The 22677-nt window shown below is 61.0% G+C and carries 18 protein-coding genes; 11 read left to right on the top strand and 7 right to left on the bottom strand.

Features of this window, described 5'->3' with window-relative positions; all coding sequences use genetic code 11:
- Nucleotides 1-146: 146 nt before the first annotated feature.
- Entirely contained in the window at nucleotides 147-1859 is a 1713-nt protein-coding gene (locus AB4Z20_RS02020; RefSeq protein ID WP_253472713.1) for a cation:proton antiporter, read from the top strand.
- Between the two features lie 8 nt (nucleotides 1860-1867).
- Here AB4Z20_RS02020 and AB4Z20_RS02025 read toward each other — a convergent pair whose 3' ends face one another.
- Entirely contained in the window at nucleotides 1868-3076 is a 1209-nt protein-coding gene (locus AB4Z20_RS02025) for an ammonium transporter (RefSeq protein WP_442089216.1), read from the bottom strand.
- A gap of 339 nt (nucleotides 3077-3415) precedes the next feature.
- Between AB4Z20_RS02025 and AB4Z20_RS02030 the strand changes: the two genes are divergently transcribed.
- The 4 genes from AB4Z20_RS02030 to AB4Z20_RS02045 all read left to right on the top strand — a co-directional run bounded on the left by AB4Z20_RS02030 (nucleotide 3416) and on the right by AB4Z20_RS02045 (nucleotide 5985).
- Nucleotides 3416-3730, top strand: a complete 315-nt coding sequence (locus AB4Z20_RS02030) for a DUF883 family protein (RefSeq protein ID WP_003199441.1) — start codon at nucleotides 3416-3418, stop codon at nucleotides 3728-3730.
- Between the two features lie 2 nt (nucleotides 3731-3732).
- Nucleotides 3733-4122 (top strand): phage holin family protein, encoded by a 390-nt coding sequence (locus tag AB4Z20_RS02035; protein WP_003199439.1) that lies wholly within the window; start codon nucleotides 3733-3735, stop codon nucleotides 4120-4122.
- Nucleotides 4119-4454 carry a hypothetical protein gene (locus tag AB4Z20_RS02040; protein WP_253472708.1) on the top strand — a complete coding sequence of 112 codons (336 nt, stop codon included), beginning with the start codon at nucleotides 4119-4121 and terminating at the stop codon, nucleotides 4452-4454. Before AB4Z20_RS02035 ends, AB4Z20_RS02040 begins: the two co-directional genes overlap by 4 nt.
- 202 nt (nucleotides 4455-4656) lie before the next feature.
- On the top strand, nucleotides 4657-5985 hold the full coding sequence (locus tag AB4Z20_RS02045; protein ID WP_003199435.1) for a deoxyguanosinetriphosphate triphosphohydrolase: 1329 nt from the start codon (nucleotides 4657-4659) through the stop codon (nucleotides 5983-5985).
- Between the two features lie 239 nt (nucleotides 5986-6224).
- On the opposite strand, the gene AB4Z20_RS02050 is transcribed toward AB4Z20_RS02045, so the two are convergent.
- A complete protein-coding gene (locus tag AB4Z20_RS02050) occupies nucleotides 6225-6353 on the bottom strand; it encodes a hypothetical protein (protein WP_258690633.1) in 129 nt (42 codons plus the stop codon).
- Nucleotides 6354-6430: 77 nt separating this feature from the next.
- Between AB4Z20_RS02050 and AB4Z20_RS02055 the strand changes: the two genes are divergently transcribed.
- From AB4Z20_RS02055 to AB4Z20_RS02065, 3 genes are all read left to right on the top strand, one after another.
- Nucleotides 6431-7057, top strand: coding sequence for a response regulator transcription factor (locus AB4Z20_RS02055; protein WP_003199430.1), 627 nt, complete (start codon nucleotides 6431-6433; stop codon nucleotides 7055-7057).
- A 10-nt stretch (nucleotides 7058-7067) separates the two neighbouring features.
- Nucleotides 7068-10688 carry a transporter substrate-binding domain-containing protein gene (locus AB4Z20_RS02060; protein WP_442089217.1) on the top strand — a complete coding sequence of 1207 codons (3621 nt, stop codon included), beginning with the start codon at nucleotides 7068-7070 and terminating at the stop codon, nucleotides 10686-10688.
- Between the two features lie 116 nt (nucleotides 10689-10804).
- Nucleotides 10805-13753: an HD domain-containing phosphohydrolase gene (locus AB4Z20_RS02065; protein WP_253472702.1), complete on the top strand. Its 2949-nt coding sequence runs from the start codon at nucleotides 10805-10807 to the stop codon at nucleotides 13751-13753.
- A gap of 125 nt (nucleotides 13754-13878) precedes the next feature.
- Here the strand turns inward: AB4Z20_RS02065 and AB4Z20_RS02070 are convergent, their stop codons facing one another.
- Both AB4Z20_RS02070 and AB4Z20_RS02075 read right to left on the bottom strand, forming a co-directional pair.
- Nucleotides 13879-14361 (bottom strand): GAF domain-containing protein, encoded by a 483-nt coding sequence (locus AB4Z20_RS02070; RefSeq protein ID WP_014337288.1) that lies wholly within the window; start codon nucleotides 14359-14361, stop codon nucleotides 13879-13881.
- A complete protein-coding gene (locus AB4Z20_RS02075) occupies nucleotides 14358-15248 on the bottom strand; it encodes an ATP-binding protein (RefSeq protein ID WP_003199422.1) in 891 nt (296 codons plus the stop codon). The genes AB4Z20_RS02070 and AB4Z20_RS02075 overlap by 4 nt, the downstream gene beginning before the upstream one ends.
- A 163-nt stretch (nucleotides 15249-15411) precedes the next feature.
- Between AB4Z20_RS02075 and AB4Z20_RS02080 the strand changes: the two genes are divergently transcribed.
- Complete coding sequence (locus AB4Z20_RS02080; RefSeq protein WP_442089218.1) at nucleotides 15412-17733, top strand: response regulator; 2322 nt, start codon at nucleotides 15412-15414, stop codon at nucleotides 17731-17733.
- Here AB4Z20_RS02080 and AB4Z20_RS02085 read toward each other — a convergent pair.
- From AB4Z20_RS02085 to msrB, 3 genes are all read right to left on the bottom strand, one after another.
- Nucleotides 17717-18178 (bottom strand): MarR family winged helix-turn-helix transcriptional regulator, encoded by a 462-nt coding sequence (locus AB4Z20_RS02085; RefSeq protein ID WP_057451054.1) that lies wholly within the window; start codon nucleotides 18176-18178, stop codon nucleotides 17717-17719. The two genes, AB4Z20_RS02080 and AB4Z20_RS02085, sit on opposite strands and share 17 nt — an antisense overlap.
- Nucleotides 18175-18660, bottom strand: a complete 486-nt coding sequence (locus AB4Z20_RS02090; protein ID WP_214510824.1) for a glutathione peroxidase — start codon at nucleotides 18658-18660, stop codon at nucleotides 18175-18177. Before AB4Z20_RS02090 ends, AB4Z20_RS02085 begins: the two co-directional genes overlap by 4 nt.
- 122 nt (nucleotides 18661-18782) lie before the next feature.
- A complete protein-coding gene (msrB, locus tag AB4Z20_RS02095) occupies nucleotides 18783-19175 on the bottom strand; it encodes a peptide-methionine (R)-S-oxide reductase MsrB (RefSeq protein WP_063322309.1) in 393 nt (130 codons plus the stop codon).
- Between the two features lie 220 nt (nucleotides 19176-19395).
- Between msrB and AB4Z20_RS02100 the strand changes: the two genes are divergently transcribed.
- Together AB4Z20_RS02100 and htpX are read left to right on the top strand one after the other, a co-directional pair.
- Nucleotides 19396-20607, top strand: coding sequence for a pyridoxal phosphate-dependent aminotransferase (locus AB4Z20_RS02100; protein ID WP_003199412.1), 1212 nt, complete (start codon nucleotides 19396-19398; stop codon nucleotides 20605-20607).
- A 301-nt stretch (nucleotides 20608-20908) separates the two neighbouring features.
- The gene (htpX, locus tag AB4Z20_RS02105; protein ID WP_003199411.1) at nucleotides 20909-21796 is read left to right on the top strand and encodes a protease HtpX; all 888 of its coding nucleotides are present in this window, start codon (nucleotides 20909-20911) and stop codon (nucleotides 21794-21796) included.
- The last annotated feature ends 881 nt before the right edge of the window (nucleotides 21797-22677 follow it).

The following is a 22677-nucleotide window of genomic DNA, read 5'->3' on the forward strand; positions in this document are numbered from 1 at the left end:
CTCGGAAAACCGTCGAGTCGCAGGCTCGCTTCAGCGTGTTTCAGTAAAACGCTGATGCAAATCACTGAGCGCCAATGCTTTTCCAGCGACGCTTGTCGCATTTTCCCCTCTACGCTGTGCGTTGTAGCCTTGAAACGGAGTTCCCCTTGTTTGCCAACCTGCTGATCATCCTTGCCTCGTCCCTGGTGGTCATCGCCTTGTTCAGGCGGCTGCGCCTGCCACCCGTGCTGGGTTATCTCTGCGTCGGGCTGGCGGTCGGGCCCACCGCGCTGGACTGGGTCAACGACAGCGAAGAACTGCCAGACCTGGCCGAACTCGGGGTGGTGTTCCTGCTGTTCTCGTTGGGGCTGGAGTTTTCCCTGTCGAAAATGCTCGAACTGCGTCGGGTCGTGTTCGGCCTCGGCAGCCTGCAGGTGCTGTGCTCGGGGGCGGTCCTCGCGGGATTGCTGGCAGTGTGTGGCGCGCCGATAATCGCCGCGTTGTTGCTCGGCGCAGGACTGGCCTTGTCCTCCACGGCCATCGTCAGCAAGGAGTTGACCAGCCTGGGCGAGATCTTCAGCAGCCACGGCCAGAACGCCATCGGCGTGTTGTTGTTCCAGGACGTTGTCGCGGTGCTGTTGTTGACCCTGGTGCCGGTATTCGCCGGCAGCAGCGACCACCCGTGGTACTGGGCGCTGCCCTTGACCTTGGGCAAGACCCTGGTTCTGTTCGGTGGCCTGCTGCTGGCCAGCCGACTGCTGTTGCCCCGGCTGTTCCATGAGGTGGCGGCGTCCCGGTCCGCGGAATTGTTCGTCCTGCTGGCCCTGGTGATCGTGTTGCTGACGGCATGGCTGACCCACCTGCTCGGTTTGTCACCGGCCCTGGGAGCTTTCCTGGCGGGCATGCTGCTGGGGGAAAGCCACTACCGGCATCAGATCGAAGCCGACATACGCCCGTTCCGCGACATCCTGCTGGGGCTGTTCTTCGTCAGCATCGGCATGCTGATCGACCTGCAGCTGTTCCTCGATGACGGCTTGTTGATCCTGGGGTTGACCCTCGGCCTGATGCTCATCAAGGGCTGCGTGGTCGCCGTCCTGGTGAAATGGCGCGGCAGCGACGTTGAAACCGCCTGGCGCAGTGGCCTGGCGCTGGCCCAGGGCGGTGAATTCTGCTTTGCCCTGATGGCCCTGATGCAGCAGAACCGCCTCATGCCCGCTGACATCAGCGGCCTGCTGCTGGCCGCGACGTTCTGCTCGATGCTATTGACCCCGCTGTTGCTGCGTGCGGCGCCACGCATCGCCGCGCGCCTGCATCGCAAACCCAACGAAGAGGCGCAACTGGACCAGATCAGCGCACTCAATGCCGGCTTGTCGGGCCATGTGGTCATTTGCGGCTACGGGCGCGTCGGTCAATCCATCGGGCGGTTCCTGCGCCGCGAAGGCCAGGCGTTCGTCGCCCTGGATGACGACCCGGTGATCATCCAGGAAGCCACCGTCGGGGAAAACTGCGTGCATTACGGGGATTCACGACGAGGTGACCTGCTTGCGGCCGTTGGCTTGAGCCGCGCCAGGTTGCTGGTGATCGCGGTAGACAAGACCGACATCGCCATCACCGTGCTCAAGGCGGCCCGCCAGGTCAATCACCAGGTACCGATCCTGGTGCGCACCCGTGACGACAGCCAACTGGCCGAGTTGCAGGCTGCCGGGGCCAGCGAAGTGGTCCCGGAGCTGCTGGAGTCGAGCCTGATGCTGGCCTCCCACGCCCTGATCATGCTCGGCCTGCCCGAGCAGCAGGTCCGGCATCACGTGGATCAGGTTCGTCACGACCGCTATCGCCTGCTCCATGGCTTTTATCCTGGCAACCAGGACAAGGAGCCATAGTGCGACGCTCAGTCCTGGCTGACCGCGCCGATCTTGTGAATCGACAGGTCGGCGCCGTAATACTCTTCTTCCTGTGTCAGGCGCAGCCCCAGCACGGCCTTGATCACGCCATAGACCGCAAACCCGCCTGCCAGGGCGACGACAATTCCCAGCGCCGTGCCAATCAATTGGCTGATCAGGCTGACCCCACCCAGGCCGCCCAGGGCGCTCTGGCCAAAGACGCCACAGGCGATGCCACCCCAGACACCGCACAGCCCATGCAGCGGCCAGACGCCGAGCACATCGTCGATCTTCCACTTGCCCTGGGCCGCGGTGAAGCACCAGACAAACAAGGCACCGGCAATGGCCCCCGTGACCAACGCACCGACCGGGTGCATCAGGTCGGAACCGGCACAGACCGCCACCAAACCGGCCAGCGGGCCGTTGTGCAGGAAGCCTGGGTCATTGCGTCCGACAATCAATGCCGCCACGGTACCGCCCACCATGGCCATCAACGAATTGACCGCCACCAGCCCGCTCACCCCGGGCAAGGTCTGGGCACTCATCACGTTGAAACCGAACCAGCCGACAATCAGGATCCACGAACCCAAGGCCAGGAATGGAATGCTCGAAGGCGCGAACGCCACCAGGCGACCGTCCCGGTATCGGCCGTTACGCGGGCCGAGCAAGAGCACGGCAGCCAACGCCAGCCAGCCGCCCATGGCATGCACCACCACGGAGCCGGCGAAGTCATGGAAACTGGCGCCGAACCGGGCTTGCAGCCAGGCCTGCAGGCCAAAATTGCCGTTCCAGACCACGCCTTCGAAAAACGGATAGACAAACGCCACGATCAGCACCGTGGCGCACAACTGCGGGACGAACCGGGCACGTTCGGCAATACCGCCGGAAATGATGGCCGGGATTGCAGCGGCAAAGGTCAGCAGAAAGAAGAACTTCACCAGGCTATAGCCATGATCGGCGCTGAGCACCGCCGCCGGTTGCAGGAAGGTCACACCGTAGGCAATCCAATAGCCTATAAAGAAATAGGCCAGGGTCGAGACCGCGAAATCGCTGAGGATTTTCGACAGCGCATTGACCTGGTTCTTTTGCCGGACCGTTCCCACTTCAAGAAACGCAAAGCCGGCATGCATGGCCAGGACCATGACTGCGCCGAGCAGGATGAACAGCGTGTTGGAGCTGTGGACCAGAGCGTCCACGGCACTTTGCATATTTTCCATGGTATTGGCAGACCTGAAAAAGTTGAAAAAAGCACCAAACCGGTTCGCCTGCCTTGCGAACGCACCAAGTTGAAACGGCTCATTGGCCGTACGCAGGCCGATGAACCGCTTTGGTGCGCAAGAACGGTCAAAACGAAATCCCGCTTGGAGGTGCTTCGCGGGTTTTGATTATTTGGGTTAAGGTTTTTCGGGCTTTCGCCCAGCTTCAGCGCACTGGCGCAGGCTGATGCACCAGTACATGGCAAAAGCCTGAGCAAAAGTTGTACCAGTCACTTGTACTGAACCTTCCGGCAAGGCTCATACTCGAACGTTTCAGACGTCACTTACGGAGATTCACCAATGGCCAGAACCCAGGCAAAGACTGCTCAAGAAACCCTGATGGAAGATTTCCAGACGCTGGTCAGCGACACGGAACGGTTGCTCGATCACACCGCGACGCTGGCAGGCGATCAAGCCGATGCACTGCGCAGCCAGATTCACGAAACCCTCCTGCGCGCCCGCGAAACGCTCAAGCTGACGGAAGATTCCATGCGCGAACGCGGCCAGGCTGCGGTGGTCGCCACCGAGGAATATGTACAGGCCAACCCTTGGCAATCCGTGGGCATTGCGGCAGGCGTTGGCTTTCTGATTGGCCTGCTGGCGACACGGCGCTAATGATGGGTATCGACGAATCCGGCTCGTCCGAAGCGGGCACACAACCGACTGCTCGTCGCCTGGGCGCGGCGTTCCTTGGCTTGCTGCATAGCCACGTCGAATTGTTCGGCATGGAGTTGCAGGAACAGAAAGCACGCACCGTCAGCCTCCTGCTGTTCGCCGGCCTTGCGCTGGTGTTCGGCCTGCTGCTGTTGGTCGGGCTTTCGGCGCTGGTACTGATCCTGGTATGGGACACTTATCGTCTGGCCGGCATTATCGGCCTGTGCCTGTTTTATCTGCTGGCGGCGCTGTTCTGCGGGCTTCGGCTCAAGGCAGCGATCTACGACGAGTCGTCTCCTTTCCACGCCACCCTCGAAGAACTGGCCAACGACCGGGAGCGCCTGTTGCCATGAGCCTGCCTGATATTCCTCAAGCCCGGACACGACAGGAAATGCGCAAGGCGCTGGTGCGTCTGCGCATGGAAATGCATCGCCAGGAAATCCGTCAGGAAACACGCCAATTACTGCAGCCCTTGCAACGGGCACGCAGCTTGACGCAAAGCTGGCACGAAGGCTTCGGCATCAAGCACGCGCCACTGTGGGGCGTGGCGGCAGTGTCCCTGCTCGGTTTCCTCACCGGCAAACGGACTCGCCACGGTGGTGGCGGTGGCTTGACAGGCCTGATCCGCCTGGCAACGACATTGCTGCCGTTGGTCAAGCTGGCCAAAGACCTGCGCAAACCCTGAGGACCTGCACACCGTGGCGAGGGAGCTTGCTTCCGCTGGACTACGAAGCAGGCCCATTTTTGTGGGTGCTTCGCACTCAAGCGCGAGCAAGCTCCCTCGCCACAGGGTTATGTATCGAGTCGGTGCAGGCCTATAGGCCTTGCAGGGCAGCCCACGAACCGGGAAGCTAGGACACCGACATCATCGAACGGAGCAACCAGCCTTGGATTGGCACACCCTGCTGACTCGCGAACGCCTCGGAAAACCGCTGCACAGTCCGCAAGAACTGGGCCGCAGTCCTTTCCACAAGGACCACGACCGCATCATCTTTTCCGGCGCCTTCCGCCGCCTCGGACGCAAGACGCAAGTGCATCCGGTCTCCAGCAACGACCACATCCATACGCGCCTGACCCATTCCCTGGAAGTCAGCTGCGTCGGGCGCTCCCTGGGCATGCGCGTGGGGGAAACCATCCGCAATGCCCTGCCTGACTGGTGCGAGCCAAGCGACCTGGGCATGGTGGTGCAATCGGCCTGCCTGGCCCACGACATTGGCAACCCGCCGTTCGGTCACTCCGGCGAAGATGCTATCCGCTATTGGTTCCAGCAGGCCGCCGGCCGTGGTTGGCTCGATGCAATGAGCGAAGCCGAGCGCAACGACTTCCTCAACTTCGAAGGTAACGCCCAAGGATTCCGCGTCCTCACCCAACTTGAATACCATCAGTTCGACGGCGGAACGCGGCTGACCTATGCCACCCTCGGCACCTATTTGAAATACCCCTGGACTGCCCGCCACGCGGACTCGCTGGGCTACAAGAAGCACAAGTTCGGTTGCTACCAGAGCGAACTGCCACTGTTGGAGCAGATTGCCCACAAACTCGGTTTGCCACAGATCGAGGATCAACGCTGGGCACGGCATCCCTTGGTGTACCTGATGGAAGCCGCCGATGACATCTGCTACGCGCTGATCGACCTGGAAGACGGCGTGGAGATGGATCTCCTGGAATACCCCCAGGTGGAATCGCTGCTCCTGGACCTGGTGGGCGATGATCTTCCGGACACTTACCGGCAGCTGGGGCCGCTGGACTCGCGGCGACGCAAACTGGCGATCCTGCGGGGCAAGGCCATCGAACACCTGACCAACGCCGCCGCCCGGGCTTTTGTCGAACAACAGGAAGCCTTGCTTGCCGGCACATTGCCAGGGGATCTCGTGGAACATATGCACGGCCCGGCAAAACGCTGCGTGTTGAATGCCAAGGACATGGCGCGCCGGAAAATTTTCCAGGACAAGCGCAAGACCCTGCATGAAATCGGCGCCTACACCACGCTGGAAATCCTGCTCAACGGATTTTGCGGGGCCGCCCTTGAACAGCATGGGGGCCGCACGCCTTCGTTCAAGAATCGCCGCATTCTCGACCTGCTGGGGAATAATGCGCCGGATCCCAACGGCCCTTTGCATAGCGCTTTCCTGCGAATGATCGATTTCATCGCCGGGATGACTGACAGCTACGCCAGCGAAATGGCCCAGGAGATGACCGGCCGCACGCGCCAATAAAATGTGTGCTGCGCCTGGCACAAAACCTGTGGAAGCGAGCTTGCTCACGATGGCGGTGGATCTGTGCGCATCAATGCAGGATGTGCCACCGTCATCGCGAGCAAGCTCGCTCCCACAGGGATTGGCGGTGAATGTGAATTTTGTAGCGCTGCGCCACAAGGAGTTTGAAGTAGATAAATAACTGTATGGTTTACACAAACCGCGGTTAAACGCTTCTTTTGTTTGCACAAACAACACTATCAAAGAAATATCCCTTCACACACTGCCAACACATCCCCCTCTTGTTGTCGTCCACCGACTAAAAAACCGATTACATCGTAATATCTTGCCTCTTTTTTTGTAGGAAACTTCTGAAATTGAAGTTGCATGCCCGTCTCTTCGTACGGCCCTGGTTGTAAGTGGGCTAAGGTGCGCGCTTTATTCAAGTTCGCAGGGTAATTTATTCATGAACTCCGTTTTCATTGTCGACGATCATCCGGTCATCCGCCTCGCTGTACGCATGCTTCTGGAGCATGAGGGCTATAAGGTCGTAGGAGAAACTGACAACGGCGTCGACGCGATGCAAATGGTGCGCGAATGCATGCCAGACCTGGTTATCCTGGACATCAGCATTCCCAAACTCGACGGGCTGGAAATCCTCTCGCGCTTCAACGCCATGACCACTCCGCTCAAGACGCTGGTGCTCACGGCCCAGTCGCCGACGCTCTTCGGCATTCGATGCATGCAGTCCGGTGCCTCTGGTTACGTTTGTAAACAGGAAGACCTCAGCGAACTTGTCAGCGCAATCAAAGCGGTATTGTCCGGCTACAACTACTTTCCCAGCCAGGCGCTGAATCCGGTACGCCCGGATGACCCACGCAGTATCGAGCTGGACCTTTTCAAAAGTGTCAATGATCGGGAACTGATGGTGCTGCAACTTTTTGCCCAGGGCCGTACCAACAAGGAAATAGCCAAGGGAATGTTTCTAAGCAATAAGACCGTCAGTACTTATAAGAAGCGGCTGATGCAGAAGCTCAAGGTCAAGTCCTTGGTCGATCTGATTGAAATGGCGAAGCGCAACGCGCTGGTGTGAGAAAAACAGGATGCTCAGACGCATAACCGAATGTCTTCTGCTGATCAGTGCGGCGTTATATACAGGAATGCCCGCGGCGGCAGCGCATGCGCCCGAGCAATACACCCTGCTGGGCCGCTCGTCCATGGCCCATGCCGAGGTCAAGCTGGATGATGTTCACCGCGCCTGGCTACAGGATCGGCAAGCGCTGGTCCTGGGAACTTCCGCCCCGGATTACCCGCCCTTCGATCTCTCCACCAGCGGACACGACTACGAAGGCCTGACGGCCGATTACGCCGACATCATCGCCAAGGCCACCGGCCTGCCCATGACAGTCCTGCGCTTCGACTCCCGCGAGGCGGCCATGGCCGCACTCAAGGACGGGCAAATCGATATGCTTGGCACCGCCAACGGTTTCGAGGCGCGCAACCCCGACATTGTGCTGTCGACGCCGTACGCAGTGGACCAGCCCGTTCTCGTCACCCGAACGAATGAAAGCCGATCCCTGACTGACGATCTCGAAGGGTTGCGACTGAGCATGGTGTATCACTACCTGCCGCTGCGGGAAATTGAAAAACTCTACCCCAAGGCACTCATCACCACCTACCCGTCCTACCAGAATGCCATTAACGCCGTCGCCTTCGGCCAGGCCGATGTATTTCTCGGCGATACCCTTTCCACCCACTACATGATCAACAAGGGCTACTTGAGCAATATCCGCATGGCCAGCTTCGGCAAACACGAATCCCATGGGTTCGGTTTCGCCGTACGACGTAGCGACACCCGCTTGTTGGAAGTCATCAACGCTACGCTGAGCCAGGTCTCCATTGCCGAGCAAGCCACCATCTCCAAGCGCTGGAGTGCAGGCAGCGACCTGTATCTCACGGACCACAGGATACAACTGACCGACCGCGAGCTACGCTGGCTGGCGAGGCATCCGGTGGTCCGGGTGGTGGTGAACGAAACCTCCGCGCCCTTCACCTTCTTCGATGCGGACGGGGACTTTCGCGGCATCAGTGCCGACCTGCTGGAACTGATCCGGCTGCGCACCGGCCTGCGCCTGGACATCCAGCGCCGCCAGAGCGACAGCGAAATGATTGCTGCGGTCCTCAACGATCAAGCCGACATGATCGCCGCACTTTTGCCCAGCCGTGAACGACAACTCCAATTGAAGTTCAGCCGCCCCTACGTCGACAGCTCGTTCGTCCTGCTGACCCGCAAACAGTCCGACACGCCCACGACACTCGATCAGTTCGGCCACGCCAGCCTGGCAATCGCCAAAGGCAATCCGGTCATTGAATGGCTACGCAGCCAGTACCCAAACATTCAAATCATCGAAACGGACGGCCCCTTGCACGCCGTGGAAATGCTCGCCCATGGCCAGGTCGACGGCAGCGTGAACTCGCAGGTGATGGCCAACTACTTCATCTCTTCCCATGCGTGGCGCGACAGGTTGCAAATCAGCAGCACGGTGAGCACCCAACAGGCCATGTTCGCGCTGGCCACGGCAAAAAACGCCACCGAGCTGAACGCCATCCTCGACAAGGCCCTGACCAGCATCGACCCTGACGAACTGGGCGTCATCAACAACCGCTGGCGCGGTTACGTCTCGCCCACGGAACACACCTGGCGCACCTACAACCGCCTGTTCCTCCAGATCGTCGCGGGCGTTGGCCTGTTGTTGCTGTTTTCCCTGGCGTGGAACGCCTACATGCAGCGCCAGATCAGGCAACGTCAAAGGGCGGAACTGGCCCTCAATGATCAACTCGAATTCATGCACGCACTGCTCAACGGCACCCCCCACCCCATCTACGTGAGGGATCGCAACGACATCCTGCAAAGCTGCAACGACAGTTACCTGCAAACGTTCGACGTCAAACGCGAAGACGTCATCGGCAAGAGCCAGATGCCAGGATCCATGAGCAACGCCTTCGAAGCGCAGGAGTACCAGGCGGACTACCAACGCGTCATGGCCGAAGGCACCGCCCTGATCGTCGATCGGCCCCTGCACATCGGGGACAGGCAACTGACGATCTATCACTGGATCCTCCCCTACCGAAACTCTGCCGCCGAAGTGCAAGGCATCATCGGCGGCTGGATCGACATCAGTGAGCGGCGCCAGCTGTTCGAGGAACTGCGCGCGTCCAAGCAACAGGCCGATGACGCGAACCGCGCCAAAAGCACGTTCCTGGCAACCATGAGCCATGAAATCCGCACCCCCATGAACGCGGTGATCGGCATGCTTGAACTGGCCCTGAAACAGGCCGAAAAAGGCCGTGTGGACCGTTCGACCATCGAAGTCGCGTACGAATCGGCCTCAGGGATGCTCGAGCTGATAGGCGATATCCTGGACATCGCCCGTATCGAATCCGGTCACCTGAGCCTGACCCCCGAACGCGTCAATCTCAGGGCCCTGCTGCAATCGCTCATTCGGGTATTCGAGGGCGTGGCCCGGCAGAAAAACCTGGCGTTGTCCTTGCAGTTCGACGACGCCGAGGGCAGCCCTGACGTGTTGATGGACCCGTTGCGGTTCAAACAGGTGCTGTCGAACCTGATCAGCAATGCCCTCAAATTTACCGAGCAGGGCCAGGTAGTGATCAAGGTCCGGCTGCTTCCAACCGACCGGGACGACGCTCTACAGCTGCACCTGGAGGTCAACGACAGCGGCATCGGTATTGGCCCGGCGGACCTGCAACGTTTGTTCGAGCCGTTTGCCCAGGTCGATAACACCAGCCGGATGGCCCGCAACGGCGCGGGGTTGGGGCTGGTGATCAGTCGCAACCTGTGCCGGATGATGGGCGGCAGCCTGCACATGAGCAGCCAACTCGGCGTCGGTACCCAGGTCCAGGTCCGCCTGCAACTGACCGTCCTATCGACGGCGCCGGTTCGCCCCCCACCTGAACCGGTCATCGAAGCGGCCCAGGCCACCCTGAACGTCCTGATCGTGGACGATCATCCCGCCAACCGCCTGCTGATGTCGCAGCAACTGGAATACCTCGGCCATCACTACCAGGTCGCCCATGATGGTGCCCACGGGCTCGAGGTCTGGCAAAAGAACCATTTCGATCTGGTCATCGCCGATTGCAACATGCCCATCATGAGCGGCTATGAACTGGCCCGCTCGATTCGCCGCGATGAGTCCGAGCAGCAACGGCCACCTTGCACCCTCCTGGGGTTCACCGCCAATGCACAACCGGAGGAAAAACAACGTTGCCAAGACGCCGGGATGGACGACTGCCTGTTCAAGCCGATCAGCCTGAGCGCCTTGAGCCAATGGATCAAAGCGGTCAAACCCGCCGGCCGCCCAGCGGTTTTCAGCATACAAAGCCTGCAGGCATTGACTGGCGGCAACCCTTCGTCCAACCAGCGCCTGCTGGCTGAATTACTCAGCAGCAGCCGCTCGGACCGCCAGGAGTTGCTCGACGTCGCCCGCGGCGCAAACCGGCAAGCGCTGACCGAAATAGCGCACAAGATAAAAGGCGTCGCCCGCATCGTCCAGGCGACCTCGCTGATCCAGCGGTGCGAGGCATTGGAGCACGCTTGTCACCAGGCGCAGGCACCTGGGCGGATCAGCGATTGCATCGACGCCCTCGACCGCGCCATGAGCGAACTGGAGCGGGCCCTCGAAACGGAGATCGCCAAGGCAAAATAATCCAGCGTTTACTATGCTATTCGCTCAGCAGTGCGTACCTGGGGGGTTCTCGATCGGTTTCCCTTGCACGCGGGAACACTCATCGAGAACGCCCCCTGACACTTGGAGTGACTGCAATGCCCAGCGCACCGCGTCCGGACAAACGCCGGTTCCCCCTGCACGTCCACATCAGCGTGATGTTTACCCTGCTTTTGCTGCTGACCGGGGTGGTGCTGGGGATTTTCAATTACCGGCAAACCACGCAAATCATCCTCTCCAGCAGTGAAAAACTGTTCAACCGTATCGAACAGGACGTGCGCCTGGATCTGTACGACACCTACGAACCCATCCGCCATCTGTTGAGCCTGCTGGCCGACTATCCGGCGACGCGCACGCCCCAGCTGGCGCAACGCCTGACCCTGCTCGTGCCCTTCAGCCAGGCACTGCGGGACAACCCGAACCTGGCGTCGTTGTACCTGGGCGATCATCAAGGCAACTTCATGATGGTCCGGCCATTGCGCACCGCGGCCCTGAAAGCCGCCCTGCAGGCACCGGCCCAGGCGGCCTACCAAGTCTGGACCGTGGAGCGGGCAACCGAACAAGGCCCGATTCATTCCCAGTCGCTGTTCTACGACGAGACGCTGACGCTCATCGGGCGCCGGGACATTGCCGACGAAACCTACGACCCCCGCAGCCGCAGCTGGTTTCGCAGCGCCGCCGGCAGCACCGAGCAGATCACCACCGAGCCCTACGTATTTTTCTCCACTCATAACGTCGGCACCACCCTCGCCCGGCGCAGTGGCGAGCAGGCGGTCATCGGCGCCGACCTGACCCTGGCGGCCCTGTCCCAGACCCTGGCCAAGCATAAGGTGACCACCGGCACCGAAGTCGTCTTGCTCGATCCCAAGGGCAACGCCGTAGGTTATCCCGACAGCAGCCGGCTGCTCGCCGACGTCCAGTCGGCGCGCCTGATCAAGGCCCGCGACCTCAGCCCGGCCATCGCCGCCGCGCTCGATGACAACACCGACACCACGCGCCTGGAAGCGGACGGACGCCAGTGGATCGTTTCTCGCAGCCACATGCAGGAAGGCGGCCCCCAGGGCCTGGAACTGGCGTTGCTGGTCCCTGAAGATGAGCTGCTGGACAATGCCTATCGCATGCGCTGGCAAGGCGCGCTCATCACCCTCGCCACCCTGCTGCTGTGCCTGCCCCTGGGTTGGCTGACGTCCAGGATCCTGGTCAAGCCTTTGCGCGAACTGGTGCAGGAGGCCGATGCCATTCGCAGCTTTGACTTCAACTACCCGGTGTCCCGTCGCTCCCCGGTGCTGGAAGTCGATCAGTTGAGCGTGTCGATGGCGCGCATGAAAGAGACCCTGGCGAGTTTCTTTGAAATCACCGCCAGCCTGCGCGCCGAAACCCGCTTCGCCCCGTTGCTGGAACGGGTGTTATTTGAAACCGTAAAAATCGGCCAGGCCCAGGCCGGCATGATCTACTTGCGCGAGAACGACGACAATCGGGTCAAGCCGTACGGGTTGGTAATCAATGGAACGCCCAGGGACCTCGACACCTTCAAGTTGCGCAGCCATGAGCTACAGGCTGGCGATAGCCCACAATGGCTCCAGCAACTGGCCACCGCGGACAACCTCGTGGCCTCCCTGGGCTTCGAACAGGCGGCCGATCTGCAGAGCGTCCTGCAAGCACTGGACTCGCCACGGGTCCACTTGATCGGTATTCGCTTGCGCAATCGGCACCAGGAAACCGTCGGGGTACTGGTACTGCTGATCACCGACAGCGGCACCGAAGCCGACCTGGAAAAACTTCAGCCCGACCGCATCGCCTTCCTGCAGGCCGTGTCCGGTGCCGCCGCCGTGAGCATCGAGGGCCAGCGCCTGCAAGCCAGGCAAAAGCAGTTGCTGGACGCCTTCATCCAATTGCTGGCCGGCGCGATCGATGCCAAGAGTCCCTACACTGGCGGCCATTGCCAGCGGGTGCCGGTCCTGACCCTGATGCTCGCCCAGGCGGCCGCCGCCAGCCAGGCACCGGCATTCGACACCTATCGGCCCACGGAGGACGAATGGGAAGCCCTGCACATCGCCGCCTGGCTGCACGATTGCGGCAAGGTCACCACCCCCGAATATGTGGTCGACAAGGCCACCAAGCTGGAAACCCTGAACGACCGGATCCACGAGATACGCACCCGCTTCGAGGTGCTCAAGCGCGACGCCTGGGTCGATTACTGGCAGGCCGTGGCAAGCGGCGGCGAGCCGTCATCCCTGGCGCAACAGCGCGACGCGACATTGACGGCCCTGGATGACGACTTTGCCTTTGTCGCCCGCTGCAACCTGGGCGCCGAAGCCATGGCCGAGGCCGACCTGCAACGCTTGCAACAGATTGCCCAACGCCCATGGACCCGGACCCTCGACGATCGCCTGGGAGTTTCCTGGGAAGAGAACCGGCGCCAGGCCCGCACGCCCAAGCCGACTCTGCCGGTCAGCGAGCCGCTGTTGGCAGACAAGCCCGAGCACCTGCTCGAGCGCCACGCGGCCGAACTGATCCCAGCGGACAACCCGTGGGGCTTCCAGCTCGACGTACCGGCCTGGAAATACAACCGCGGCGAGCTCTACAACCTGAGCATCACGCGCGGCACGCTGACCCGCGAGGAGCGCTACGTCATCAACCATCACATGGTGCAGACGATCCTGATGCTCAGCCAGTTGCCCTTCCCCAGTCACCTGGACAACGTGGCGGAGATCGCTGGCGGTCATCACGAGAAAATGGATGGCAGCGGCTATCCCAAGCGCCTCAAACGCGAAGAGATGAGCCTGCCGGCGCGCATGATGGCCATTGCCGACATTTTCGAAGCGCTGACGGCGGCCGACCGCCCCTACAAGAAAGCGAAGAAACTGAGCGAGGCCCTGGGCATCATGGCCACCATGTGCCGTGACGCCCATCTCGATCCAGAGCTGTTCGGGCTGTTCATCGAAGAAAAAATCTACGAGAGCTACGCCAACCAGTTCCTCGACCCGCACCAGATCGATGAAGTCGATCCCCACGGTCTGCTGGTCAAGGCAGGGTTGAAGGCATGAAAGCTATCCCTGTAGGAGCTGACGAGCGAAGCGAGGCTGCGATCTTTCCCCTGACGCTTGAACCTCAAGCGAACGATCAAAAGATCAAAAGATCGCAGGCTTCGCCAGCTCCTACGCAAAGCGAGTCAGCAATCCGTCAGGCGCAGGAAGATCGCGGCCAACTGCTCGATGCCGGCTTGATCATGTTCGGTAAAGCGCGCCAGTTTCGGACTGTCCAGGTCGAGCACGCCGATCAGGCGCCCGTCCTTGACCAGCGGCACCACCAGTTCGCTGTTCGACGCGCTGTCGCAGGCGATGTGCCCGGCGAAGGCATGGACGTCTTCGACGCGCTGGGTCTGCCGGGTCGCGGCCGCCGTACCGCACACGCCGCGGCCAAAGGGGATCCGCACGCAGGCGATCTGGCCCTGGAACGGCCCCAGGACCAGCTCTTCGTTGCGATTGAGGTAGAAACCGGCCCAGTTCAGATCATCCAGCTGACTGGACAGGAAAGCCGAGAACTGCGCGGCGTTGGCGATGAAGTCACGCTCATCGGCCAGCAAGGATTCCAGCTGTGCCGATAACAACGCGTAGCCGTCAAGGCCGACTCCGGTGCCCTTCAAATCGATCATGCCTTGTGCTCCAACAATTTCAGGCCTACCCAATAACGGGCAAACTGATAGGCGCAACGTCCGTTGCGGTTGCCGCGACCGGTTGCCCAGCGCACCGCCAGTACATCCAGCGCTTCGTCGCGCTGCCAGGCCAGTCCGGCCTTGGCCGCCAGTTCGCCGATCCAGTGCTCCACCACGTTGAGGAAATGCTCCTGGGTAAACGGATAAAACGACAGCCACAGGCCAAAGCGGTCGGACAAGGCGATCTTGTCCTCTACCGCTTCGCTGGGGTGAAGTTCGCCGTCGACCCGTTTCCAGTTCTCGTTGTCGCTTTCCTTCTCCGGCACCAGGTGACGACGGTTGGAAGTGGCATACAGCAACACGTTGTCCGGCGCCTGCTCCAGGGATCCATCCAACACGCTCTTGAGCACGCGGTAATCGCCTTCACCGGATTCGAACGACAAGTCATCGCAGAACAACACGAAGCGCTGGGGCAGTTTCGCAACCTGCTCCACCACCCGAGGCAGATCGGCCAGGTGATCGCGCTCGATCTCGATCAAGCGCAGGCCATGCGGGGCATGTTCAGCCAACAGGGCGCGTACCAGGGACGACTTGCCGGTGCCACGCGAGCCCCAGAGCAAGGCATGGTTGGCGGGCATGCCATCGATGAACTGCCGGGTGTTGCGGCCCAGTTGTTCGACCTGGCGGTCCACGCCGATCAGGTCCGACAGGCGCATGTCGAGGCTGACCTGCAGCGGCAGCAGGTAGCCGCTACGGCCGTCACGCTGCCAGCGGGCGGCCAGGGTCTGGGTCCAATCGATGGTGGGCCGGGGCGCCGGCAGCAAAGGCTCGATCCGGGCCAGCACGGCATCGGCACGCTCAAGAAAAGCATTCAATCGCGAGTCCACGTCTTCTCCTCGGACAAGTTCACAGCAATGATGGCGCTCGATCTACGAAACGCCGTATCCATTGGCGGGTCTACTTCACACAATACACACCGGCTGCACCGGTATTCAGAGATGATCAGCTATGCTTGAGCGGCGAAGGGAAACGTAAGTGGTTCAGCACTCAATGGACATCAGATTCACTCAACGGCTTTCCTATAAGCAGGCCCGCCTGACCGTCCTGGTGGGCTTCGTGCTGGGCACCTTGCTCAGCCTGATGCAGATCGGCATCGATTATGCCAGCGAAGACGCGTCGATCAACCGTGAAATCCTCTCGCTGCTGGAAATCAGCCACAACCCGGCCTCGCGCATCGCCTACAACATCGACGCCGAGCTCGCCCAGGAGCTGTCCATGGGCCTGTTGCGCTCACCGGCCATCATCGGGGCCGAGCTGATCGACAACAACAATACCGTGCTCGCCAGCGTCAAGCGGCCCGAGCTGCAAAGCAGCTACCGGTTCATCAGCGACTTCCTGTTCGGCGCCCAGCGTCAGTTCGAGGACCGCCTCTACTTGGACCACCTGCCCGGTGAATCCCTGGGCATGCTGCGACTGGACGTCGACACCTATGCGTTCGGCAGTCGTTTCCTGCGCCGTGCCGAAGTCACCTTGCTCAACGGCTTCGCCCGCAGCCTGATCCTGACCGGCCTGCTGCTGGCGCTGTTCTACGTGATGCTGACCAAGCCCCTGGTGCGAGTCATCCGTGAGCTGAGCAGCCGCGACCCGAGCAGCATTGAACAGAATCGCCTGGAATGCCCTGCCGGCCACCAGTCCGATGAAATCGGCGTACTGGTTTCCGTCGCCAACCAGCAGTTCGAAAACATCTCCACCGAAATCCAGCAGCGGCGCACGGCCGAAAATCGCCTCACCGAATACCTCGCGCAACTGGAGAACATCGTCTCGGCACGCACCGCCGAACTCAAGGCCAGCAATGCCCGCCTCAGCCAGTCCAACGAGGAACTGGAAGTGGCTCGGCGCACGGCCCTGGACATGGCCGAGGCCCGCTCCGCCTTCCTCGCCAACATGAGCCACGAGATCCGCACACCACTCAACGGCCTGCTGGGAATGATCGCCCTGTCCCTGGACGGCCCCCTGACGGCCGAACAACAGCAGCAGCTATCGATTGCCCATGACTCGGGCAAGGTATTGGTCGAACTGCTCAACGATATCCTCGACCTGTCGAAATTCGACGCCGGTCAACTGGAACTCGAACGCATCCCGTTCGACCTCGGCTCCCTGGTGGAGGATACCGCCAACCTGCTTTCCCAGAACGCGGCACCCAGTGTCGAACTGGCCTGCCTGATCGACCCACAGTTCCCGGCTCAGGTACTCGGCGACCCGACCCGGGTGCGTCAGATCGTCAGCAACCTGCTGTCCAACGCACTGAAGTTCACGCGCTTCGGCCGGGTCGACGTGAAGCTGAGTCATTACGAAGGCGGCGTGCGCATCGAGGTCTGCGACACGGGCATCGGTATCCCCCAGGAAGCCCAGGCGAGAATCCTGCAGCCGTTCACCCAGGCCGGCGCCGGGATTACCCGCCAGTTCGGTGGCACCGGGCTGGGCCTGGCACTGACCTACAACCTCTGCGAAGCCATGCAGGGCCGGTTGACCATCAGTTCCGAAGCCGGCTTTGGCAGTCAGTTCTGTGCCGACCTGCCCCTGCCCTGCCATCTCCCGGCAACGCCGGTCGAACCGTTGCGCGGCAACGTCGTCGCCATCACCGCCAGCAGCAGCGGCCTGGCCGAGTTGCTGGGCATGCTGTTGCCGGGATGGGGACTGGATTATGTGCAGCGCTCCATCGACGACGGGTTGCTGGGGCTCACACCCGACGTACTGATTACCGACTGCCCGGAATGCCTGTTCAACCTGCGGCCAACCTTTGACGCACCGATCCTGCTGGTGACCGCCTATGGCAGCTTCATGCCCAGCGAAGAAGCCGCCGCCCTCGCCCCGCTGATACAACAGGCCCGGCCGCTGGCGCGCCACGCGCTGTACCAGATTCTGCGGCGCGCCATGCAAAGCGAGGCGACCGTCATCAATGACGCACAGATCGAAGCCCTGGCGCCGTCCAGGCGTGGAAGGGTGCTGCTGGTGGAGGACAACCCGGTCAACCAACTGGTGGCCAAGGGGATGTTGGTAAAACTGGGCTGCGAAGTCACCGTCGCAGCCCACGGCGGCGAAGCCCTGGATCAACTGGAACAGCGGGTGTTCGACCTGGTGTTGATGGACTGCAACATGCCGGTGATGGATGGCTACGAAGCCAGCCGACAGATCCGCCAAAGCGGGCGCTGGTCGGACCTGCCGATTGTCGCCCTGACGGCCAACGCAATGCCCGAGGAACGCGAGCGCTGCCGTGCGGCCGGCATGAACGATTACCTGTCCAAGCCGTTCCGCCGCGAAGAACTGGCGGCAGTGCTGGACCAGTGGGTGCCGACTACGTCAGCGCTTTGATCTGGCCCAACAGGTGATCGAGACCGTCTCGCAACGTTCCGAGGCGGTCCAGGTCGATACCGCTGTCGCACAACAGGCGGGCCTTGAGCGGGCCGACCTGTTCACGCAAGGCTCGCCCTGCAGTCGTCAGGCTCAAGTGCACCTCCCGCTCGTCCCGGGCCGAACGCTGGCGCTGGACCAGGTCCAGCTGTTCCAGGCGTTTGAGCAGCGGCGTCAGCGTGCCGGAATCCAGCAGCAAACGCTCACCCAGGGCCTTGACCGTCGGCTGTGGCGGGGCCGTGTCCTGCCATTCCCACAGCACCAGCATCGCCAGGTATTGCGGATAGGTCAGGCCGAGTTGATCGAGCATCGGCTTGTAGCCACGGATCACTGCGCGCGAAGCAGCGTACAGCTTGAAGCACAACTGGCTGTCGAGCTTCAGCGAATCGACTGACAGGTCATTCATTTGAGCAGCGCTTCGATCTCACCGGTCAGGTCCTGGGGCTTGGTGGTCGGGGCAAAACGCTTGACCACTTGGCCGTCCTTGCCGATCAGGAACTTGGTGAAATTCCACTTGATGCCTTTGGACCCCAGCACGCCGGGCGCTCGCTGTTTAAGCTGGACGAACAGGGGATGGGCGTTGGCGCCGTTGACCTCGATTTTCTTGAACAGCGGAAAACTCACACCGAAGTTCAGCTCGCAGAAATCGGTAATCGCCCCCTCGTCGCCCGGCTCCTGCTTGCCGAACTGATTGCAGGGAAAGCCCAACACCACCAGGCCCTGGTCCTTGTAGGTCTGCCACAACGCCTCAAGCCCCTTGTACTGCGGAGTAAACCCGCACTGGCTGGCCGTGTTGACCACCAGCACAGCCTTGCCGGCGAAATCGGCGAGGGTCTTTTGCTCACCCTTGATGGTGGTGCACGGGATGCTCAGCAGGTTGTCGCTCATGGCAAAGGCTCCGGAAAATTCATAGGACAGGCGGCGAAGATAGCGAACGATTCAATTGTGTGCAATTTAATTGTCCGACCCATGCCCTGTGGAGCCCACAGGGGAGTTGGGATGAACAGTCTCTACCGGGGCACCAGGTCCAGGCACACCGAGTTGATGCAGTACCGCAAACCCGTGGGCGGCGGGCCGTCGGGGAAGACGTGGCCCAGGTGGGCGTCGCATTTGGCGCAGACCACCTCGGTGCGAATCATGCCGTGGCTGACGTCCCGCACCTCCACCACCGCGCTGCCCTCGATCGGCGCGTAGAAACTCGGCCAGCCACAACCGGAATCGAATTTGGTCTGCGAATCGAACAACGGCTCGTTGCAGCAGATGCAGTGATACACGCCGTCGGTCTTGGTGGCGTTGTATTTACCGGAGAATGGCCGTTCGGTGCCCTTCAGCCGACAGACGTTGTACTGCTCCGGGTCGAGCATGGAGCGCCATTCTTCAAGGGTTTTTTCCAACTTTTCCATCGTCCTACCTCGGCAATTGAAAAAGCCCGATCCGACGCTTTTCCGCAGATCGGGCGGCACGTATGATTGCGCCTCGTCAGACGCCAGTCTGGCAGTCACGTCATGCGCATTCAAACGGATTGTGGCGCCTATACCGCGTCAGGCCTGGGCACAGACGCAGGATTCCCAGTACGGTAGTTCATACGCCGCCTGGATCGTTCATTTTCGGGAACACATCGCCATGCAGGTCAGCAAATCGAACAAGCTCGCCAACGTCTGCTACGACATTCGCGGCCCGGTGCTCAAGCACGCCAAACGCCTGGAAGAGGAAGGCCATCGCATCCTCAAGCTGAACATCGGTAACCCGGCCCCCTTTGGTTTCGAAGCGCCCGATGAAATCCTCCAGGACGTCATCCGCAACCTGCCGACCGCCCAGGGCTACAGCGACTCCAAGGGCCTGTTCAGCGCCCGCAAGGCCGTGATGCAGTACTACCAGCAGAAGCAGGTCGAAGGCGTCGGCATCGAAGACATCTACCTGGGTAATGGCGTGTCCGAGCTGATCGTGATGTCCATGCAGGCCCTGCTCAACAACGGCGACGAGGTGCTGGTGCCGGCGCCGGACTATCCGCTGTGGACCGCTGCCGTGAGCCTGTCCGGTGGCAACCCAGTGCATTACCTGTGCGATGAACAGGCCAACTGGTTTCCCGACCTCGCGGACATCAAGGCCAAGATCACGCCCAATACCAAGGCACTGGTGATCATCAACCCGAACAACCCGACCGGCGCCGTGTATTCCAGGGAAGTGCTGCTGGGCATGCTGGAACTGGCCCGCCAGCACAACCTGGTGGTGTTTTCCGACGAGATCTACGACAAGATCCTCTACGACGACGCCGTGCACATCTGCACTGCATCCCTGGCACCGGACCTGCTGTGCCTGACCTTCAACGGCCTGTCCAAATCCTATCGGGTAGCGGGTTTCCGTTCAGGCTGGGTCGTTATTTCCGGTCCCAAGCATCACGCCCAGAGCTACATCGAAGGCATCGACATGCTGGCCAACATGCGCCTGTGTGCCAACGTGCCGAGCCAGCATGCGATCCAGACGGCGCTGGGCGGCTACCAGAGCATCAACGACCTGGTCCTGCCCCAGGGCCGGCTGCTGGAACAGCGCAATCGAACCTGGGAACTGCTCAACGACATTCCCGGCGTCAGTTGTGTCAAGCCGATGGGCGCGCTGTATGCCTTCCCGCGGATCGACCCGAAGGTCTGCCCGATCCACAACGATGAAAAATTCGTCCTCGACCTGCTGCTGTCCGAGAAGCTGCTGGTGGTCCAGGGCACGGCGTTCAACTGGCCATGGCCGGATCACTTCCGCGTCGTGACCCTGCCGCGGGTCGATGACCTCGACCAGGCCATTGGCCGGATCGGCAACTTCCTCAAGTCCTACCGTCAATAAGCCAGACAGCGTGCGGGGAGCCCTCGCCTCGCACGCTGTTTGATTCAGCAACATATCCGTTCTGCCGACTCCACCACGCCTTCTACACTAGGGGTTGGGCAGCCAACGGGCACCCCGGCTCAATGTTCACGGGGGGCAGGCGCCATATTTTTTTCCCCAGTCACTTTCAGAAAAGTCTTTCAAACATTTAGGACGGCTGTAGGACACAGTTTGAAATAGTCGGCGAGTTGAATAGCCTGCGGCGGCACCTTATATACCCCGCATAACGCTACATCTTTAGCACGAGGAGATTTTCACAACCATGATGCGCATCCTGCTGTTCTTGGCCACTAACCTGGCGGTCGTGCTGATTGCCAGCATCACCCTGAGCCTCTTCGGCTTCAACGGGTTCATGGCGGCCAATGGGGTTGATCTCAACCTCAATCAGCTGCTGATTTTCTGTGCGGTGTTCGGTTTCGCCGGTTCCCTGTTCTCGCTGTTCATCTCCAAGTGGATGGCGAAGATGAGCACCAGCACCCAGATCATCAGCCAGCCGCGCACTCGCCACGAACAATGGCTGCTGCAAACCGTCGAGCAGTTGTCCCGCGAAGCCGGCATCAAGATGCCCGAAGTCGGTATATTCCCGGCCTACGAGGCCAACGCCTTCGCCACCGGCTGGAACAAGAACGACGCACTGGTCGCCGTCAGCCAGGGCTTGCTCGAGCGCTTCTCGCCCGATGAAGTCAAGGCCGTGCTGGCCCACGAGATCGGCCACGTCGCCAACGGCGACATGGTGACCCTGGCACTGATCCAGGGCGTGGTGAACACCTTCGTGATGTTCTTTGCCCGGATCATCGGCAACTTCGTCGACAAGGTGATCTTCAAGAACGAAGAAGGCCAGGGCATCGCCTACTACGTGGCGACCATCTTCGCTGAGCTGGTACTGGGCATCCTCGCCAGCGCCATCGTCATGTGGTTCTCGCGCAAGCGCGAGTTCCGCGCCGACGACGCCGGCGCACGCCTGGCCGGCACCAGCGCCATGATCGGTGCCCTGCAACGTCTGCGCGCCGAGCAAGGCTTGCCGGTGCACATGCCCGACACCCTGAATGCCTTTGGCATCAACGGTGGCATCAAGCAGGGCCTGGCTCGCATGTTCATGAGCCACCCGCCGCTGGAAGAACGTATTGACGCACTGCGTCGTCGGGGTTGATCGCTGGGCTCAAAAAAACCGCAGTAATGTTGTTCACTTAGAAAAAACGGCGCTTCTTTCAGAAATGGGAAGCGCCGTTTTTTTTGGTTTTGTTGTTTTGGTGTGTATATCCGTTATTTAGGTAACGGCTGCTTATGGTTCCGCTCTTACAGCGGCTCACTTTTGAGAAGCGCAAAAGTAAGCAAAACGCTTCTGCCCCACCACTCGGTGCCTCGCCTAGGCTCGGCATGCCTGAACGAAGGCATTGCTCCGTGGGCCGCCGCGAAGGGCCATCCATGGCCCAGCGCGGCTACCTCGGCATCCATGCCGAGGTACCCACTGCACAACACCTTCATTCAGCCAGCGTGGTTAACGGGGCGCCGAGATCAACGTCCACCGCGAGGCGGCCTGATAGCCGACCTGGCTCTTGGTAAGATCGTGTTCCTCCTGTGGGAGCGAGCCTGCTCGCAAAAGCGGAGGGTCAGTTTGCAGTGATGTTGGATGTGCCGGCCCCATCGCGAGCAAGCTCGCTCCCACAGGGGGGCGCTGAAGATCCAGTGTGGGAGCGAGCTTGCTCGCGATAGCGGTCGCTCAGCCACATAGATGCTGGCATGAGCCCTGCTCTTGCTCTTGCTCTTGCTCTTGCTCTTGCTCTTGCTCTTGCTCTTGCTCTTGCTCTTGCTCTTGCTCTTGCTCTTGCTCTTGCTCTTGCTCTTGCTTTGGATCTTGATCTGAACGCCCCGTTAAACCACGCTGGCCGAACGCAGGCATTGCGCAGTGGGCATCCCGGCATGGATGCCGGGATAGCCGCGCTGGGCCATGGATGGCCCTTCGCGGCGGGCCCACGGAGCAATGCCGGAGTGAGGGCATGCCGAGCCTAAGCGAGGCACCGAGTGGTGGGG

The organism is Pseudomonas sp. KB_12 (assembly GCF_052114545.1).
GTDB lineage: Bacteria > Pseudomonadota > Gammaproteobacteria > Pseudomonadales > Pseudomonadaceae > Aquipseudomonas > Aquipseudomonas brassicacearum.